Source organism: Paenalcaligenes sp. Me131, assembly GCF_050487225.1.
Lineage (GTDB): Bacteria > Pseudomonadota > Gammaproteobacteria > Burkholderiales > Burkholderiaceae_B > Paenalcaligenes.
In genome coordinates, this window is record NZ_JBKQGY010000003.1 from 677,991 (window position 1) to 694,802 (window position 16,812).

The following is a 16,812-nucleotide window of genomic DNA, read 5'->3' on the forward strand; positions in this document are numbered from 1 at the left end:
CACCGAGGAATACCCCGGGTGTGAGGAGACAAAATGTATAACGTTACAAAGAAAATCGGCGCGGCTGTGGTGATGACGGCATGTTTGTTCACCGTATCAAATACGGTCAGTGCCAAGAACTTCCGATTAGGGTTGTTAACCCCCGCGAATCATATCTGGACAGAAGCCGCCACGCAGTTTGGCAAAGATCTGGAGGAGGCATCAGGCGGGCAGCATCGTGTTGCTGTCTTCCCGGCAGCACAATTGGGAAATGAGGCGCAAATGTTGCAGCAATTGCAAACAGGGGCGCTAGACATGGCATTTCTGACCATTGCTGAGGTGAGTAATCGCTATGCCGATATGGGGGCGTTGTATGCACCGTATTTGGTGAGCTCTATGGAGCAGGTTGGCAGCGTGTTGAACTCTCCGCCAGCACAGTCCTTGTTGGATGCGTTACCCGCCAAAGCAGGTGTAGTGGGTATGGCCTATGGTACAGGTGGACTACGTCAAATTGTCAGTGCCAAGCCAGTAGAGACGCTTGGAGACTTAAAGGGGAAAAAGCTGCGTATTACGCCCTTGGAGCCATTACAGGATTTTTATAGAGGGTTAGGCACGGCACCCACAGCATTACCGCTTTCAGTCGTCTATGACGCCTTAAGTAATGGGCAGGTAGATGCCATTGATATGGACCTGGAAATGATTATTGGGCTGAAGTTTTACGATAAGGCCGAAACGGTAGTGTTATCTAACCACATCATGTTTCCAGTAGTAGGGGTAGTGTCGGCCAGAGTGTGGGCTGGCTTAGATGATTCAACTAAGCAAATGATTAAGTCGCTAATGCAAGAGCAGTTGGGTAAGACCATCACGTTGTATGCGCAAAAAGAACAGGAATGGAAAGAGCAGTTGCTGGCCACGGGTGTGACAGTAAATGAGGTGGGTCCAGAGTTCTTTGGTGCAACGCTGGAGCAGTGGGATAGCCAGTGGCAAGAGAAAACGCCTGTGTTAAAGCAATTGCGTGATATATCAGCGTCTTTTTCTACGTCCCAGTAGATAAGCAGGGGGTATGCATCATGCTTAAGCAATTCTCTAATGGGCTAGCTGTTGTAGAGCGGTGGGGGGCGATTATTGGTACGGCAGCAGTAGCGTTATTAGTCACTTTTAACGTGGTGACTCGTGCCATGAATAACGCTTTCTTTTGGGTGGATGAACTGGCCATATATGCCATGGTGTGGATGCTGTTTTTATCCATCTCGGTGTTATTTAAACGGCGTCAGGTCGTTGCTGTCACAGTGTTAACAGACATATTACCTAAGGTATACCAAGGTGCTGTCAGTAGGTTGGTAGATTGGGTGACCTTGGGTTTTAGTATTGTGATGCTGGTCTTCTGTTGGTATTGGTTTGAACCTTTGCAGTTGATACGTTACGGCTTTAATACTGAAGCATTCAGTGCTGCCACCATGAATTTCATTTATCAAGAGCGCGTGACCACCTTACCCCTCTCTAAATTTTGGGTATGGCTGATTATTGCGTGGTTTTCGTGTTCATGTGTGATTCATAGTTTGGCGAATATTGTGGGGGGTACCCATACGTCGCATGACTCTGACGGGAGAGGCGTATGACGTTTGCTATTTTTCTTTTGCTGATGCTACTGAGCGTACCCATAGGGATCACGTTGATCCTGAGCTCTGTGTTTTACATCTGGCATTCAGATAATACGGTTTTGTTTGCATCTTTCTCGCAGCAGCTCTTTGGCTCAGTAGAAAACTACGGGTTGATGGCTATTCCTCTGTTTATTTTGGCAGGGGAGTTAATGAATGCTGGGGGCCTAACCAAGCGCCTGATTAATTTTGCTCGGTTGTTTTTTGGTGGTTTACGGGGTGGTCTGGCGTATATTAATTTGTTGGCGAATATGTTGATGGCGGCCATCCTTGGCTCTGCTGTAGCGCAAATTGCCGTCATGTCGCAATCCATTGTTCCTGAGATGGAAAAAGAAGGCTACGACAAATCATTTGCTACAGCATTAACTGCTATCTCAGGGTTGATGGGATCGATTATTCCGCCTTCTATGATGTTTGTGATTTATGGCGTGTTGGCCCAGATATCTATTGGGGATATGTTTACCGCTGGTATTATTCCTGGCTTGTTAATGGGGCTAGGGATTCTGGTTGTTATTTTCTTGCTAGGCATACGTCATCAATACCCCAAAGGGCAGTGGCCTACTAAGTCGGCAATCTGGCCAGCTTGCACAAAAGCCTTACCTGCGCTGTCTATTCCTGTGATTATTATTGGCGGTATTTTGTCGGGTTGGACGACGCCTACAGAATCTGCTGCAGTGGCTTCTATTGTGTCGTTGTTCGTGGGGCTGTATGTCTACAAAGAGTTGCGGTGGGTAGAGCTACCTCTGCTACTAGAACGCACCGCCTTGAACACAGGCATGGTGTTGTTTTTGGTTGCAGCCGCCGGCGTTTTTGGATGGACGATTACGTTTGAGCAAGTACCCCAAATGGTGGCGACATGGGTAGGGCAGAGCACCTCGGACCCTTTCATGTTTATGTTGATGGTATGTGGTTTGCTGCTGTTGATTGGCACGGTATTAGACGGTATCGCTGCCTTAATTTTGGTCGTGCCAATTCTGCTACCTATTGCTGTGGGTGAATTTGGGATTAACCCATTTCAGTTTGGGGTAGTGATTTGTTTGGTATTAGTGTTGGGTTTGCTCACGCCGCCAGTGGGTACGGGGTTATTTGTGGCATCAGCCATGACGGGCGTACCGTCAGGACGGTTGTTTAAAGTGCTGTTGCCTTTTCTTTTGGTTACGGGGGCGGTGGTTGTACTGTTGAGCTACTTTCCATGGCTAAGCATGGCTTTGCTTTAGTAGGCAGCGGAGGATGACTCCTTTTCCTCACTAAGTGGCAACCTAACGGTAAAGGTACTACCTTTACCTTCTTCGCTTTCTAACGTGATGTCACCGCGATGGCGTTGTACCACTGTCTGCACAAACGCTAATCCTATACCGCTGCCTATAGGGGCATCCTCAGCAGTACTGTGCGCGCGATTAAAGGCTTGGAAGATCGTGGGTTGTAAGTGGTCAGGAATACCCCAGCCTTGGTCTTTGATACTGACCACGGCGTAGTTGCCTTCTTGAGTAAGCGTGCAGCGTACTGTGGTGTTGGCCGAGCTGTATTTGATGGCGTTATCCACCAAGTTATTGAACGTCCTACGTAGCATGGTGGCGTTTCCGTGCACGTACAACGGTTCTTCCGTGGCATCGAATTCTATTTCTATGTGTTTGGCTTTGGCACGAGACCATGCATCGTCATACACATCTGCCAATACGTCGCCCAGATTGACGTCGTGAAATTCAATTTCCATGGCCTCGGCACGGGCCAAATCCATAAAGTTATTCACAAGCTCTAGGGTGTTAGAGGCATACGACTCTATCTTGCCCAATAATTGCTTTTCATCCAGTGTTTCTTGGCCAGAACGCTGTAACGACACCAACGCCAAAATAGAATTTTGTGGGGCACGCATATCGTGCGAAATGAATCGCAGGGTTTGTTCACGCCGTTGTTGGGCTTCGCGCAACAGCTCAATACCTCGGTGCAGAAAGCTGAGTCGTGCGGGTAGGGTCTCAGTGGGGGCTTTGGCTTCTAGTGCGAGGCGTAAGGCAGAATCTTGGGCACTGAGTACCGAGAGTTCGTGATTGATATGACGTAATACCGTCTCTTGGCTGCGCCAGTGCCAAGCGGGGTAAGCCAGCATCATCACCACTAAGCTGCTGGAAATAGGCAGCCAGAAATGCAGTAGCTGTAATAAGGCCCAATCTAAGCCTATAAGTGCTAGCCATAGCACCGTGGTGGTAAGGAAGGCCTTACGTGGCGAAAACCGTATCAGTATCAAACATACCAAATAGATAGGAACGATATTTAAAACGATCACGCACCATGTTGGCAGTGGCTTGATCCAATTGTCATCGCGCGCGTTGCTCAGCGCATTCGCGAGAATTTCCACACCAGCCATGCTAGTGCGGTCTACCCATGAGCGTGGGGTAGGGTAGTAATCACCTAAACCACTGCTCCATGCGCCCACCAGTACATAGCGGCCTTTGAATTCCTCGGGGGGAATCAACCCATTGGCGACGGCCGAATAAGGGTAGGTCTGGTAATGATCCGGAGGCCCCGAGAAATTGATCATGTACTCAGATGGCTTGGCGGCCAAAAGCGACGCGGCAATGTCCTCTTCACCACCCGCTTTAAGCATGGCAGGAATAATATGCGAAAAGGTTTGTTCACCGTTTGTGGTGTGCAGTGAAATGCGGCGCACCGCCCCATCGGGATCCGGATAAATATTGATAAAACCCAACTCGGCAGCACTTTCAGCAAGTGGTGATACAGGGTTGTCGACTAAGGCAGGAGTGCTCTCGGGGCGAACGATGGTAGGCAGTACAGTGCGGCCATGCTTCTGAATGGCTTGCGCAAAGATAAGATCGTCTTGTGGGTAGGCAGGGTTGTAGTCTTGGAACAGGATATCGAAGCCTACGGCTTTGGCCTGACGTAAGTTTTCCAAGAGGCGGGCGTGTTCAGCACGCCGCCAAGGCCAGTATCCCATTTGCTGCAGACTGCCTTCGTCTATGACTACAAGTGCTACATCGGGGTCAGGCTCTGAAACTGGCAACGTCAGTTTCATGTAGAAGTCGTAAAAGGTGCTATCGACTTGGGAGAGCTTTAGTACATCTTTGAACTGTATGAGCAAGATAGTCAGCAGAATCAAGAAAAACGTCATGATTCGCCACTCTAGTAGCACCTGGCGCCCCAGCGAACTGGAGCCCGATGGTGGACGTAGAGGCAAGGCTGTCTTGCGCATACAACGTAGTCAGCCTAGTACTCTTGCAGTGTGATGGGTAGGTTAAAGCTACTCATAACAGGTGAACCGTCAGAGCTTTGCAAGACCATTTGACCAGGGAAGCTGGCGACGGCATCCCTACCCATCAAACCATCAGCATCAATACCCCTTACGCGTACATAGTGAGTGCCTGTGCCGCCAGAGTGGAAGCTAACAGTGGTATCAGTGGTGGTTTCACGAGAGTAGATCTGTGAGCCTTCTTCATCCAGCGTGACTTGTACCAAGTATTCATTCGCACCAGGCAGTGGAGGGAAGGATACCTGCCAGCCTTTAGGGCCACGTTCGGGTTCGCTCATGGCGGGCGCAGGCAACAGGTTGCCAGTGCTGACTTCACCAGAAGCTTTTACGATCGTACCTTGGTCGGGTTTGATGTACATGGGTTGGTTGGCGGCGTCGGTTTGCAGTTTGGCTCTACCGCTGATGACCTCAGTAATGCTGCGGTCATCTTGGCTACGTACACGCAAGTCTGTACCGCGCACGCCCGTTACCGACACTGGGGTGTGGACTTCAAAACGGCCTACACCACGGTGGTCAGGTGCCACACGTGTTTCCAACTCGCCTTTTTCCAGCTCGATAATGGAGTCGGTCAACCCTGCATGGGTAAAGTCACGTAGACGTTTCAAGCTCAGATTGCTGGAAGGTGGCAGCGTGATGGTACTGTCGTCGCTCAGTTGCAATGTCAAAAAGGCATTGCTGCCTACAACAATGGAATCACCCTCTTTGAGCAGGTCGCCTGTTTGTGGACGTTGGCCGTTAATTGTGATGTCGCCACTGTAGTGGCTAATACGCGCTTGGCCAGGTACTTCAGCAATCAATGCGAACGGGATACGTAGTGCTTTACCAATAGGCAAGGCTAATGGATCAGCCACATTATTCAGGCTTTGTAATGTACGCCAGTGATTGCTTTGGCCGGTATATAACTTTGATAGAGCAGAGAGCGTGTCGCCTGCTCTAACGTTATAGATAAAATCGTCGCCCTCGGCGCCAGAGGGCTGGGCCACACTGACTGTGCCGGCTAACAAACTGTATGTAGTGAAACAAGCAAGGGCGAGATGTTTAAGCATAGTTATATAGCGTTTATAGTTTTAAAGCTCGTTAACGGTTTCCAGGCGATAGCCCAGTGCGTAAGAAGCATTCAAACGCACACCGTTCTCGGGACGCAGTTGTAACTTGCGTCTAATGTTAGAAAGGTGAGTATCCAACGTACGTGAGGTGGCCGGGATTTCACGGTTCCACACAGCCGTACTGAGTACATCACGGGAAAATAGCCTACCAGGATTGCGAAACAGCAACAGAGCAAGCTCAAACTCTTTAGGCGCTAACTCTACTGCTTCACCGTGCAACGTAATTGTGCCGGCAGCGGGGTCAATACTATACGGCCCGAACTCAAATGAGTCGGTAGAAGGCGTAACGGGGTTCATCCTGCGCAACAGGGCTTGAACCCTGGCTTGTAGCTCGGCAGGCCGAATAGGCTTACCCATGTAGTCGTCCGCACCAGCTTGCAGCCCAATCACCAAGTCTTCCTCGGCAGTTCTGCTGGTTAAGAACAACACAGGCAGGGCATACCCTAGTTTTGACCGTACCCAGTGTAATACATCTAGGCCGCTCATGTCAGGGAGCTCCCAGTCTAGCACCAGCACGTTGAAATCGTGCGGTTTAGCCAACGCTGCTAACAATGACTTTCCAGTATGGAAGGGCGAGCAGGTGTAGCCGGCTGAATCCAGTGTTTTGACGATCATTTCGCTTTGTACTGGATCGTCTTCCAATGAGGCAATGTTCATGGCGTTAATATTAAAAGCAAGAAATTGTAGGAAGTATAACTTTTCCCCCTAGGGGACCGGGTATCTGATGCAACCACCCGTTACTTTAGCGTCACGAAGCCCGCGCAAACTCTAGCGTTGCCCTCATAAACTATTGACCCTGAAAACCTTTGCGTGGTAAATTGGCTAGCTTACTCATGGGATCCTTTGCCGGTATTCCTAGGTAAATAAACCCAGTGCACGGGGTTCTGTCTATATGGAAACATTCTATATAGGCCAAAAACAGCTTGTTTTAGCTACGCCTTTTACTTGATGTTGCTACGATTCGTATCAACATGCGCTGTCAGAGTTGTATTGTGATGGCAATAAGTTAATCGGTAAACCCTGCCTGTGGTCCTTTGTTGCCAGACCCGCTCTTTTACGTAAATGTTCGTTGTGGGCGGTTCTGTGCAAGTCGTCCCGGCGACACGAATACTGTCGCAAGGATATGTTCGTTTTTGTACGTAAAGGATACGTCGAGGCTATGCCAACCATTAGTCAATTAGTACGCAAGCCGCGTGCCGTATCTCGTCCAGGAAGCAAAAGTCCTGCCCTCGAGAACTGCCCGCAGCGTCGTGGTGTTTGCACCCGTGTGTACACCACTACCCCTAAAAAACCTAACTCTGCTCTGCGTAAAGTCGCCAAGGTTCGCTTGACCAACGGTTACGAAGTTATTTCGTACATCGGCGGTGAAGGTCACAACCTGCAGGAACACTCGGTCGTTCTGATCCGCGGTGGTCGTGTAAAAGACTTACCAGGTGTGCGTTATCACATCGTTCGTGGTGCACTTGACCTGCAAGGCGTGAAAGATCGTAAACAGGCTCGCTCCAAATACGGTGCGAAACGTCCTAAGAAGTAATTTACTGCTTTCTGCTGGCCGGATAATCTGGCCCGTGTCCGTGCAGCCTTTGCTGTCCTGATGCAAAGGCATGTAAGTGGTCATTTGTTATGAATGGCCAAGACCGTGAAGAGCGGTTCAACTGAATAGTCACAAGGAATTATTATGCCTCGCCGTCGCGAAGTACCCAAAAGAGAAATCCTGCCAGATCCTAAGTTTGGTAGCGTAGAACTCGCAAAATTTATGAATATTGTGATGTTGTCCGGTAAGAAAGCTGTTGCCGAACGCATCGTGTATGGCGCCCTCGATCAAATCCAGGAAAAAGCCGGCAAAGATCCGATCGAAGTGTTCACCACTGCAATCAATAACGTAAAACCTGTAGTTGAAGTTAAAGGCCGCCGTGTTGGTGGTGCTAACTATCAAGTGCCAGTTGAGGTTCGTCCTGTCCGTCGTTTGGCTCTGGCCATGCGTTGGGTACGTGAAGCTGCTAAAAAACGCAGCGAAAAATCCATGGACCTGCGTTTGGCCGGCGAATTGCTGGATGCCGCAGAAGGCCGTGGTGGTGCAATGAGAAAGCGTGAAGACACGCACAGAATGGCCGAAGCCAACAAGGCATTCAGCCATTTCCGTTGGTAATCAAAGGACAAAATCATGGCCCGCAAAACCCCCATCGAGCGCTATCGTAACATTGGTATTTCGGCTCACATTGACGCCGGTAAAACCACAACGACAGAACGCATCCTGTTTTACACTGGTGTAAGCCACAAGCTGGGCGAAACCCACGAGGGTTCCGCCACCATGGACTGGATGGAGCAAGAGCAAGAGCGTGGTATTACCATTACCTCTGCTGCTACCACAGCGTTCTGGAGCGGTATGGCTGGCAATTACCCAGAGCACCGTATCAACATTATTGACACCCCCGGGCACGTGGACTTTACCATTGAGGTAGAGCGTTCCATGCGTGTTCTGGACGGTGCAGTGATGGTGTATTGTGCTGTGGGCGGTGTGCAGCCTCAGTCCGAAACTGTATGGCGCCAAGCTAACAAATACGGTGTGCCACGTTTGTTGTTCATCAACAAAATGGACCGTACCGGTGCTAACTTCTACAAAGTGTACGACCAGCTCAAACTGCGTTTGAAAGCTAGTCCTGTGCCTGTCGTTTTGCCAATCGGCGCTGAAGATGAATTCAAAGGCGTTGTTGACCTGGTAAAAATGAAAGCCATCCTGTGGGATGAGGCTAGCCTGGGTGTGAAGTTTGAATACGCTGAGATTCCTGCTGACATGGTTGCCGATGCCAAAAAATGGCGCGAAAACCTGGTTGAAGCAGCAGCAGAAGCCAGCGAAGAGTTGATGAACAAGTACCTGGAAGAAGGCGACCTGTCTGAAGCCGACCTGAACCTGGGTATGCGTACACGTACCATTGCTGGCGAAATCCAGCCAATGCTGTGCGGTACAGCGTTCAAAAACAAAGGTGTTCAGCGCATGCTGGATGCAGTTATCGATTACATGCCATCCCCAGTGGATATCCCTGACGTGGCTGGTGAAGACGATGACGGCAATCCTATCACTCGTCCTGCTGACGATGAAGCTCCTCTGTCCGCATTGGCATTCAAGCTGATGACAGATAACTTCGTTGGTCAGTTGACGTTTGTGCGTGTGTACTCCGGCGTTCTGCGCTCTGGCGACACTGTGTACAACTCAGTGAAAGGCAAGCGCGAGCGTATTGGCCGTATTCTGCAGATGCACGCAAACAACCGTGCTGAGCTGAAAGAGTTGGTTGCTGGTGATATCGCTGCGGTGGTGGGTCTGAAAGAAGTGACAACAGGTGAAACCCTGTGTGACATGCAGAACCATATCGTTCTGGAGCGTATGGAGTTCCCAGAACCTGTGATTTCTCAGGCTGTTGAACCAAAAACCAAATCTGACCAAGAGAAAATGGGTGTGGCCCTTTCTCGCTTGGCGCAGGAAGATCCTTCTTTCCGCGTAACAAGTGACGAAGAATCCGGCCAGACTATTATTTCTGGTATGGGTGAGCTTCACTTGGAAGTTCTGGTTGACCGTATGCGTCGAGAGTTCAACGTGGAAGCTAACGTTGGTAAGCCACAAGTGGCTTACCGCGAAACTATCCGCAAAGTCTGCCCAGAAGTCGAAGGCAAATTTGTTCGTCAGTCCGGTGGTCGTGGTCAATACGGTCACGTGGTACTGAAGCTCGAGCCAATGGAAGCTGGTGGTGGCTACGAGTTCGTTGACGAGATCAAAGGTGGTGTGGTTCCACGTGAATACATTCCTGCCGTTGATAAAGGTATCCGCGAAACACTGCCTGCCGGTGTAATCGCTGGTTACCCAGTAGTAGACGTTAAAGCAACGCTGTTCTTCGGTTCTTACCACGATGTGGACTCGAACGAAAACGCTTTCCGTCTGGCTGCTTCTATGGCGTTCAAAGAGGGTATGCGCCGCGCTGATCCAGTGCTGCTGGAACCCATGATGGCTGTTGATGTTGAAACGCCTGAAGAGTACGCCGGTACAGTGATGGGTGACTTGTCCTCCCGTCGCGGTATGGTTCAGGGAATGGAAGACATTCCTGGTGGTGGCAAAATCATTAAGGCAGAGGTTCCTCTGGCCGAGATGTTTGGTTACTCCACCAGCTTGCGTTCTCAGACCCAGGGTCGTGCCACGTACAGCATGGAGTTCAAGCAGTACTCTGAAGCTCCTAAGCATGTAGCTGATGAAGTTGTCAGCGCGCGTGCAAAATAAATAACACGTTAAGGCCAGTCTGTTGTATAAACGGGCTGGTCTATAAATTTTTGTTTTCCTGAAAACATAGTAGAGATAAATCATGGCAAAAGGTAAGTTTGAACGGACTAAACCGCACGTCAACGTAGGTACAATTGGTCACGTTGACCACGGTAAAACCACTCTGACCGCAGCGATCTGCACGGTTTTGGCAAAAGCATTCGGCGGTGAAGCACGTGACTACGCGCAAATCGACGCTGCTCCTGAAGAGAAAGCTCGTGGTATTACCATCAGCACCTCTCACGTAGAATACGAAACCCCTTCACGTCACTACGCACACGTAGACTGCCCAGGTCACGCTGACTACGTTAAAAACATGATTACTGGTGCAGCGCAGATGGACGGCGCGATTCTGGTGGTTTCCGCAGCTGACGGCCCAATGCCTCAGACACGTGAACACATCTTGTTGAGCCGTCAGGTTGGTGTACCTTACATCATCGTGTTCCTGAACAAAGCCGACATGGTTGACGACGAAGAGTTGTTGGAACTGGTAGAAATGGAAGTTCGTGAGCTGTTGTCGAACTACGATTTCCCAGGCGACGACACACCAATCGTTAAAGGTTCCGCTAAGCTGGCACTGGAAGGCGACGAAGGCCCATTGGGTAGCCAAGCTGTATTGGCATTGGCTGAAGCTCTGGACAGCTACATCCCAACACCAGAACGTGCAGTTGACGGTGCATTCTTGATGCCTGTTGAAGACGTGTTCTCCATCTCCGGTCGCGGTACAGTGGTAACTGGCCGTATCGAGCGTGGTATCGTTAAAGTTGGTGAAGAGATCGAGATCGTTGGTATTCGCGAAACTGTAAAATCCACATGCACGGGCGTAGAGATGTTCCGTAAATTGTTGGATCAAGGTGAAGCGGGCGATAACGTTGGTGTATTGCTGCGTGGTACCAAACGTGAAGACGTTGAGCGTGGTCAAGTTTTGGCTAAACCAGGTACCATCAAGCCACACACAGACTTCACAGCTGAAGTGTACATTCTGTCCAAAGAAGAAGGCGGTCGTCACACACCATTCTTCAAAGGCTACCGTCCTCAGTTCTACTTCCGTACAACTGACGTAACCGGTACTATCGAGCTGCCAGAAGACAAAGAAATGGTTCTGCCAGGCGATAACATTTCCATGACAGTGTCGCTGATTGCGCCTATCGCTATGGAAGAAGGTCTGCGTTTCGCGATTCGCGAAGGTGGCCGTACTGTTGGTGCTGGCGTTGTAGCCAAAATCATCAAATAAGCTATTGATATAGCTGGATGCAGGGGCGCGGTGTTGCCCCTGCAACTTTTCGTTCTTTAGGAAATCACATGAAAAACCAGAAAATCCGTATCCGCCTTAAGGCTTTCGACTACAAATTAATCGATCAGTCTGCGGCTGAAATCGTTGATACGGCTAAACGTACCGGTGCTGTTGTGCGTGGTCCTGTACCTCTGCCTACACGTATCCGTCGTTACGACCTGTTGAGCTCACCACACGTGAACAAAACAGCGCGTGACCAGGTCGAAATCCGTACGCACCAGCGTTTGATGGATATTGTTGACCCAACTGATAAAACAGTTGATGCATTGATGCGTCTGGATCTGCCAGCTGGCGTTGATGTGGAAATTGCTCTGCAGTAATTCATTACTGACAGAACACGGAATACGATGACCCCCTGAAGTGATCTTCAGGGGGTTGTTTTTTTGTACGCTAGACTGTGCTCACATTAAAGCCCTGTTTAAATGCGTCGCGTAAGTAATCCACAAACAGGCGCACCGTCTGAGGTACTTGTGCAGAATAGGGGCGCAGTGCATACACACAATCACCAAAAGCCCCAGAAGGTTGCCAATCAGGTAGTACCTGCACCAAATTGCCCGTTTGCATGGCTTCTTGCACACTAAAGTCAGGGACTAACGCGATACCTTGATGTTGCAAGGCAATGTCACGCAGAGCCTCACTGTTATTCGCAACAAATGCGCCGGTAATCGGCACAGTCAAACGCTGGGCAGGGCTGCTGTCAGCACGTTCGAATGTCCAGGTGGCTGTACGTTGCGATCGTGGATAATGCAGACACCGGTGCTGCAACAGATCATCAGGGTGCGAAGGTATGCCATGCTTGCTCAGATAGTCTGGGCTTGCTACCAACAACGACTGCGTTTGACATAGAGGCCAAGCTACATAAGTATCCGGTGGTGTGCTGGTATGGCGTATGGCCAAATCCACCGCTTCTTGTTCCAGAGAAAGCAGATTATCTGAAAGATTTAAATCCAGCTGCACGTCTGGGTAACGGCTCATAAACCCTTGCAGCTTAGGAATCAATTGCTGGCGAGAAAAAGCCAAGGGAGCCGTAATACGCAACCAACCGCGAGGGTGAGTGGCTAACTCTTGTACCGTCGCAAATTGATGGGCAATGTTCTCAAATTCTTGTCGGGTGTTTTCGGCCAGTCTATAGCCTGCCTCGGTCAGTTGCACGCTGCGAGTAGTACGACGAACCAAGGGCAAGCCGCATGCTTTTTCCAGTTCGGCTATACGTTGGCTCACAGCCGCTTTACTGATACCCAAACGTTTTGCCGTAGCGGTAAAACTGCCTTGCTGTTGCAGTACGCTTAAGCAATGCAAATGGGCCCACAGAGATTGTATTTTTTCTATGTTCATACGCTGATTGTTCAGAATACTAAACAATTAATCAAGCGTTTTTGACTAGGCAGAGTAGTACACACTTTCTACACTGTATGAAAATGATTATCCACAGGAGACCACATCATGACCGTGCAACAGCAAGAAGTGCAGCATTTTATTGGCGGCAAACTGACCGCAGGCGATGGTAAAGAAACACAAGCAGTCTACAACCCTGCTACGGGAGCTGTGGCTCGCCATGTACGCTTAGGCACAGCGTCTGACATCAATGCAGCGGTTGCTGCAGCTACCGCTGCTTTCCCAGCATGGGCCGATACGCCCCCCATTCGCCGTGCACGCATCATGCTGAAGTTTCTTGAATTGATGAATGAGCACATCGATACCTTGGCCGAAATCATCACCTCTGAGCACGGTAAAGTGTTTAGTGATGCCAAGGGCGAAGTGATGCGCGGAATAGATATTATCGAGTTTGCGTGTGGCGCTCCCCAACTGTTGAAAGGTGACTATACCGACCAAGTCTCTACCAACATGGATAACTGGACCATGCGTCAACCCTTGGGTGTAGTAGCTGGAGTGACACCGTTTAACTTCCCGTGCATGGTGCCTTGCTGGATGTTCCCTATCGCATTGGTAACCGGTAACTGCTTTGTGCTGAAACCTAGCGAGCGCGATCCGTCGGCATCACTGTTTATGGCTGACTTGCTAAAACAAGCTGGTTTGCCTGATGGGGTATTCAACGTGGTGCAAGGCGGTAAGCCAACCGTAGACGCCTTGTTGTCGCACCCTGATGTCTCGGCCATGAGCTTTGTGGGTTCTACACCTATTGCTAAGTACATATACGAGCAAGGTGCGCATTACGGTAAACGTGTACAAGCGTTGGGCGGTGCTAAAAACCATCTGGTGGTGATGCCTGATGCTGACATTGAACAAGCCGTCGACGCCTTAATTGGGGCGGCTTATGGTTCGGCCGGCGAACGTTGCATGGCGATCTCGGTCGCCGTGTTGGTGGGTGATGTGGCTGATCGTATTATTCCGAAATTGGCTGAGCGTGCTCGCACATTGAAAATCACCAATGGCATGAATCCTGAAGCCGAAATGGGCCCTATTGTGACTCGCGAAGCCCTGGAGCGTATCGAAGGCTATATCGCTACCGGTGTGGAAGAAGGCGCAACGTTAGTGGTAGATGGTCGTGGTCTAAAAGTAAGTGGGCATGAGCAAGGCTTCTTTACCGGTGGTACCTTGTTTGATCATGTCACACCAGACATGCGTATTTACCAAGAGGAAATTTTTGGCCCTGTATTGTCATGCGTACGAGTCCCTGATTTTGCCCATGCCTTAGAGCTGATTAACAATCATGCCTTTGGTAATGGCGTGTCGTGCTACACCAGCGATGGTAATGTGGCGCGCGAGTTTGGTCGTCGTGTGCAGGTGGGTATGGTAGGTATTAATGTGCCTATTCCAGTGCCAATGGCATGGCAGGGTTTTGGCGGTTGGAAGCAAAGTTTGTTTGGCGATATGCATGTGTATGGTGAAGAGGGCGTGCGCTTCTACACCAAGCAAAAATCCATCATGCAGCGCTGGCCGCAAAGCATTGAAAAAGGGGCAGAGTTCGCAATGCCTACCGCTAAGTAAGGAAGATGAAAAAGGCGCCTCGTTAGGCGCCTTTTTAGTGTGCTGTGTTATGCCTGTAGCGTGAAATCAGACTGGTAAAGTTCTATTGCTGCGGCCTGTAGTAAAGGTGCGTGTTCCAGCAGTTGTTCAAGGCTGAACCGTACGGCCGGTGCATGTACAAACAGGCTAGCTAAAAAACGTTGTTGGTTATCAAAAATTGGTACAGCGCATGCCACCATACCTTCAATGAATTCCTCGTTGTCCGTACCTATACCTGTTTGTGCAATGCGGTCTAACTCGGCAGACAGCTGTTGTGTATCGGTAATGGTGTTGCGGGTTAAACGTGGGATGGGAAGGTTGCGTAGCAGACGTTCACGTTCGGCAAGGGGTAATGAAGCCAAATATAGTTTGCCGCTAGCTGTACTGGTGACAGATACCTCACTGCCCATAGGAACATTGATTTGCAAAGGCCAGTTGGTTTGTGCACGATCGAGATACGTCATGTGCACACCAGATAGAGATGGAATGGATAGCCCGCAGGTTTCCCCTATTTTGGAGGCTAACTGTTGCAAGATGGCGTTGTGGCCGGCACGGAACCTAGCATTATGCAAAATGCCTAGGGACATATTGCGTAGTTGCGGTGCTGGTAGCCAGTGCCCAGCTAGATTGCTTTCTAGGTACTTTTCATCGGCCAGTTGTTGGAGCAGCCTATGTACACTGGGTCTGGGTATATCCAAGCTTTCGGCAATGGTAGCGGCAGAAATAGGATAGGTGGCACGGGCAACCAAATCAATAATTTCTAGCACGCGGGTGATGGAAGAGCCTTTGGTCCGTTTCATGAAAAGTAGCAGTGCGTATGAAAAAAGTCAGCGTGAATAGGCATTGTAAGAGGTGGCAGCAATTACCGCCTAGCAGAGCAAAGTGATGAAGGGTAATTACGGATACCGAGCAGAAGCGCTTTAGGCAAGAATACGAACCATAGATAGTCCTGTACGGATGGCAATGATGCCAGTAGACCCGATACGGTGACGGTAAGAACATACAAACAAAGTAACAAGGCAAAAGAGCCCATGGCGCACTAGCGCGATGGGCTCTTTTTTTGTGGGAGTTGGAATGGCTTCAAGCGTTCATCGTATAGGTGTATTACTGTCTACCACCGGCTCGTATGGGCGGGTAGGCCGTTCTATGCAAAATGGGTTGCAGTTGGCGGCGAGTGAAATAGCAGCTACTACAGAGCTACAACTGCAATTCGAGTGTGCAGACCCAGCCGGAGATAACCTTCGGTATTGTCTTGAGGCGGAACGCATGTTGCGCTCTGGCATACGACATATTATTGGGTGTTACACCTCATCAAGTCGTAAAGAGCTGTTGCCCTTGTTTGAACGCTATGGGGCCGTATTGTGGTATCCCGCACATTACGAAGGTTTCGAAAGTTCCGATAATGTGGTGTATACCGGAACCGCACCGAACCATCATATGTACCCACTTGTAGAGTTTATGTTGGGTAATGCAGGTACAACGGCGTATTGCATAGGGTCTGACTACATTTGGGCGTGGGAGAGCAATAGAGTTTTCCGTGAAGAGTTTTCCCGACGTGGAGGCCGTGTACTACACGAAAGCTATATCCCTATAGATGGCACCGATATGGATGAGTGCATAGAGCAGATCTTGCAATTGCAGCCAGATTTTGTGTGCAACAGTTTGATTGGGCACTCCAGCTATCACTTTTTCCGCAAATTCCGAGCTGTGTGCGAACAACGCAATATTGCACAAAGCACACGCTTTCCTGTGGTGAGTTGCAATCTGTCTGAAGCAGATTTAATGGAGATAGGGCCACAGGCCAGCGATGGGCATTTAAGCTCAAGCGTGTATTTTTCCTCTGTGGAAACCTCTGAAAACGGTATTTTCGTGCAGAAGTATTGCCGTACCTATCCCAGTGACGGTTTACCCACCGTAGAAGCAGAAGCGACGTATATTGCCACCCACTTACTGGCGGCGGCATTGCTGTCTAGTGCTAGTGACGATGTGATGACAGTGCGTCGCGCAGCATTACAGCATCATCTCTGGGCACCTCAGGGTGAAGTCTTTTTAGATCCTTTGACTTATCACGCTTACTTAACGCCACGCATGGGGCGTTCCACTGCACAAGGGAGTTTTGAGATTGTGGCGCAGGCCTTGCGCCCTGTACGACCTGATCCGTATCTAGTGAGTAGCACTACGGAATGGATGTTATTGCCAATAGAAGACAGTGGGGTTTTGCAGACATGAGATCCGTACGC

General features: G+C 49.9%; 15 protein-coding genes. 10 read left to right on the forward strand and 5 right to left on the reverse strand.

Features of this window, described 5'->3' with window-relative positions:
- Nucleotides 1-33 precede the first annotated feature (33 nt).
- The 3 genes from ACLPHM_RS14800 to ACLPHM_RS14810 are packed head-to-tail and all read left to right on the forward strand — an operon-like array spanning nucleotide 34 to nucleotide 2,854.
- Nucleotides 34-1,029, forward strand: coding sequence for a TRAP transporter substrate-binding protein (locus tag ACLPHM_RS14800; RefSeq protein WP_430221982.1), 996 nt, complete (start codon nucleotides 34-36; stop codon nucleotides 1,027-1,029).
- Nucleotides 1,030-1,049: 20 nt separating this feature from the next.
- Complete coding sequence (locus ACLPHM_RS14805; protein ID WP_430221983.1) at nucleotides 1,050-1,598, forward strand: TRAP transporter small permease; 549 nt, start codon at nucleotides 1,050-1,052, stop codon at nucleotides 1,596-1,598.
- A complete protein-coding gene (locus tag ACLPHM_RS14810) occupies nucleotides 1,595-2,854 on the forward strand; it encodes a TRAP transporter large permease (RefSeq protein WP_430221984.1) in 1,260 nt (419 codons plus the stop codon). The genes ACLPHM_RS14805 and ACLPHM_RS14810 overlap by 4 nt, the downstream gene beginning before the upstream one ends.
- Here ACLPHM_RS14810 and ACLPHM_RS14815 read toward each other — a convergent pair.
- From ACLPHM_RS14815 to ACLPHM_RS14825, 3 genes are all read right to left on the reverse strand, one after another.
- Nucleotides 2,851-4,761, reverse strand: a complete 1,911-nt coding sequence (locus ACLPHM_RS14815; RefSeq protein ID WP_430221985.1) for a CHASE2 domain-containing protein — start codon at nucleotides 4,759-4,761, stop codon at nucleotides 2,851-2,853. The genes ACLPHM_RS14810 and ACLPHM_RS14815 overlap by 4 nt on opposite strands.
- 95 nt (nucleotides 4,762-4,856) lie before the next feature.
- Nucleotides 4,857-5,945: a FecR family protein gene (locus tag ACLPHM_RS14820; RefSeq protein WP_430221986.1), complete on the reverse strand. Its 1,089-nt coding sequence runs from the start codon at nucleotides 5,943-5,945 to the stop codon at nucleotides 4,857-4,859.
- A 21-nt stretch (nucleotides 5,946-5,966) separates the two neighbouring features.
- A complete protein-coding gene (locus tag ACLPHM_RS14825) occupies nucleotides 5,967-6,662 on the reverse strand; it encodes a response regulator transcription factor (protein ID WP_430221987.1) in 696 nt (231 codons plus the stop codon).
- A 502-nt stretch (nucleotides 6,663-7,164) separates the two neighbouring features.
- Here ACLPHM_RS14825 and rpsL point away from each other — a divergent pair.
- From rpsL to rpsJ, 5 genes are all read left to right on the forward strand, one after another.
- The gene (gene rpsL / locus ACLPHM_RS14830; RefSeq protein WP_135863562.1) at nucleotides 7,165-7,539 is read left to right on the forward strand and encodes a 30S ribosomal protein S12; all 375 of its coding nucleotides are present in this window, start codon (nucleotides 7,165-7,167) and stop codon (nucleotides 7,537-7,539) included.
- Between the two features lie 144 nt (nucleotides 7,540-7,683).
- Nucleotides 7,684-8,154, forward strand: coding sequence for a 30S ribosomal protein S7 (gene rpsG, locus ACLPHM_RS14835; RefSeq protein ID WP_135863560.1), 471 nt, complete (start codon nucleotides 7,684-7,686; stop codon nucleotides 8,152-8,154).
- A 15-nt stretch (nucleotides 8,155-8,169) separates the two neighbouring features.
- Nucleotides 8,170-10,272, forward strand: a complete 2,103-nt coding sequence (fusA, locus tag ACLPHM_RS14840; RefSeq protein ID WP_430221988.1) for an elongation factor G — start codon at nucleotides 8,170-8,172, stop codon at nucleotides 10,270-10,272.
- A gap of 82 nt (nucleotides 10,273-10,354) precedes the next feature.
- Nucleotides 10,355-11,545: an elongation factor Tu gene (gene tuf, locus ACLPHM_RS14845; RefSeq protein ID WP_430221989.1), complete on the forward strand. Its 1,191-nt coding sequence runs from the start codon at nucleotides 10,355-10,357 to the stop codon at nucleotides 11,543-11,545.
- Nucleotides 11,546-11,613: 68 nt separating this feature from the next.
- On the forward strand, nucleotides 11,614-11,925 hold the full coding sequence (gene rpsJ, locus ACLPHM_RS14850) for a 30S ribosomal protein S10 (protein WP_135863858.1): 312 nt from the start codon (nucleotides 11,614-11,616) through the stop codon (nucleotides 11,923-11,925).
- A 70-nt stretch (nucleotides 11,926-11,995) separates the two neighbouring features.
- Here rpsJ and ACLPHM_RS14855 read toward each other — a convergent pair whose 3' ends face one another.
- Nucleotides 11,996-12,940: a LysR family transcriptional regulator gene (locus ACLPHM_RS14855; protein ID WP_430221990.1), complete on the reverse strand. Its 945-nt coding sequence runs from the start codon at nucleotides 12,938-12,940 to the stop codon at nucleotides 11,996-11,998.
- 108 nt (nucleotides 12,941-13,048) lie between these two features.
- On the opposite strand from ACLPHM_RS14855, the gene ACLPHM_RS14860 reads away from it, so the two are divergent.
- A complete protein-coding gene (locus ACLPHM_RS14860; protein WP_430221991.1) occupies nucleotides 13,049-14,554 on the forward strand; it encodes a CoA-acylating methylmalonate-semialdehyde dehydrogenase in 1,506 nt (501 codons plus the stop codon).
- A 47-nt stretch (nucleotides 14,555-14,601) separates the two neighbouring features.
- On the opposite strand, the gene ACLPHM_RS14865 is transcribed toward ACLPHM_RS14860, so the two are convergent.
- Nucleotides 14,602-15,372: an IclR family transcriptional regulator gene (locus tag ACLPHM_RS14865; RefSeq protein WP_430221992.1), complete on the reverse strand. Its 771-nt coding sequence runs from the start codon at nucleotides 15,370-15,372 to the stop codon at nucleotides 14,602-14,604.
- A gap of 274 nt (nucleotides 15,373-15,646) precedes the next feature.
- Here ACLPHM_RS14865 and ACLPHM_RS14870 point away from each other — a divergent pair, with 274 nt between their 5' ends.
- Entirely contained in the window at nucleotides 15,647-16,801 is a 1,155-nt protein-coding gene (locus ACLPHM_RS14870) for a transporter substrate-binding protein (RefSeq protein WP_430221993.1), read from the forward strand.
- The last annotated feature ends 11 nt before the right edge of the window (nucleotides 16,802-16,812 follow it).

Bases quoted from the DNA above. Each gene is read 5' to 3' on its own strand.
- ACLPHM_RS14820 (WP_430221986.1), bottom strand. From the start codon at position 5,945: ATGCTTAAACATCTCGCCCTTGCTTGTTTCACTACATACAGTTTGTTA.
- rpsJ (WP_135863858.1), top strand. From the start codon at position 11,614: ATGAAAAACCAGAAAATCCGTATCCGCCTTAAGGCTTTCGACTACAAA.
- ACLPHM_RS14810 (WP_430221984.1), top strand. From the start codon at position 1,595: ATGACGTTTGCTATTTTTCTTTTGCTGATGCTACTGAGCGTACCCATA.
- ACLPHM_RS14855 (WP_430221990.1), bottom strand. From the start codon at position 12,940: ATGAACATAGAAAAAATACAATCTCTGTGGGCCCATTTGCATTGCTTA.
- ACLPHM_RS14870 (WP_430221993.1), top strand. From the start codon at position 15,647: ATGGCTTCAAGCGTTCATCGTATAGGTGTATTACTGTCTACCACCGGC.
- rpsG (WP_135863560.1), top strand. From the start codon at position 7,684: ATGCCTCGCCGTCGCGAAGTACCCAAAAGAGAAATCCTGCCAGATCCT.
- tuf (WP_430221989.1), top strand. From the start codon at position 10,355: ATGGCAAAAGGTAAGTTTGAACGGACTAAACCGCACGTCAACGTAGGT.
- ACLPHM_RS14800 (WP_430221982.1), top strand. From the start codon at position 34: ATGTATAACGTTACAAAGAAAATCGGCGCGGCTGTGGTGATGACGGCA.
- ACLPHM_RS14860 (WP_430221991.1), top strand. From the start codon at position 13,049: ATGACCGTGCAACAGCAAGAAGTGCAGCATTTTATTGGCGGCAAACTG.
- ACLPHM_RS14815 (WP_430221985.1), bottom strand. From the start codon at position 4,761: ATGACGTTTTTCTTGATTCTGCTGACTATCTTGCTCATACAGTTCAAA.
- ACLPHM_RS14805 (WP_430221983.1), top strand. From the start codon at position 1,050: ATGCTTAAGCAATTCTCTAATGGGCTAGCTGTTGTAGAGCGGTGGGGG.
- fusA (WP_430221988.1), top strand. From the start codon at position 8,170: ATGGCCCGCAAAACCCCCATCGAGCGCTATCGTAACATTGGTATTTCG.
- rpsL (WP_135863562.1), top strand. From the start codon at position 7,165: ATGCCAACCATTAGTCAATTAGTACGCAAGCCGCGTGCCGTATCTCGT.
- ACLPHM_RS14865 (WP_430221992.1), bottom strand. From the start codon at position 15,372: ATGAAACGGACCAAAGGCTCTTCCATCACCCGCGTGCTAGAAATTATT.
- ACLPHM_RS14825 (WP_430221987.1), bottom strand. From the start codon at position 6,662: ATGAACATTGCCTCATTGGAAGACGATCCAGTACAAAGCGAAATGATC.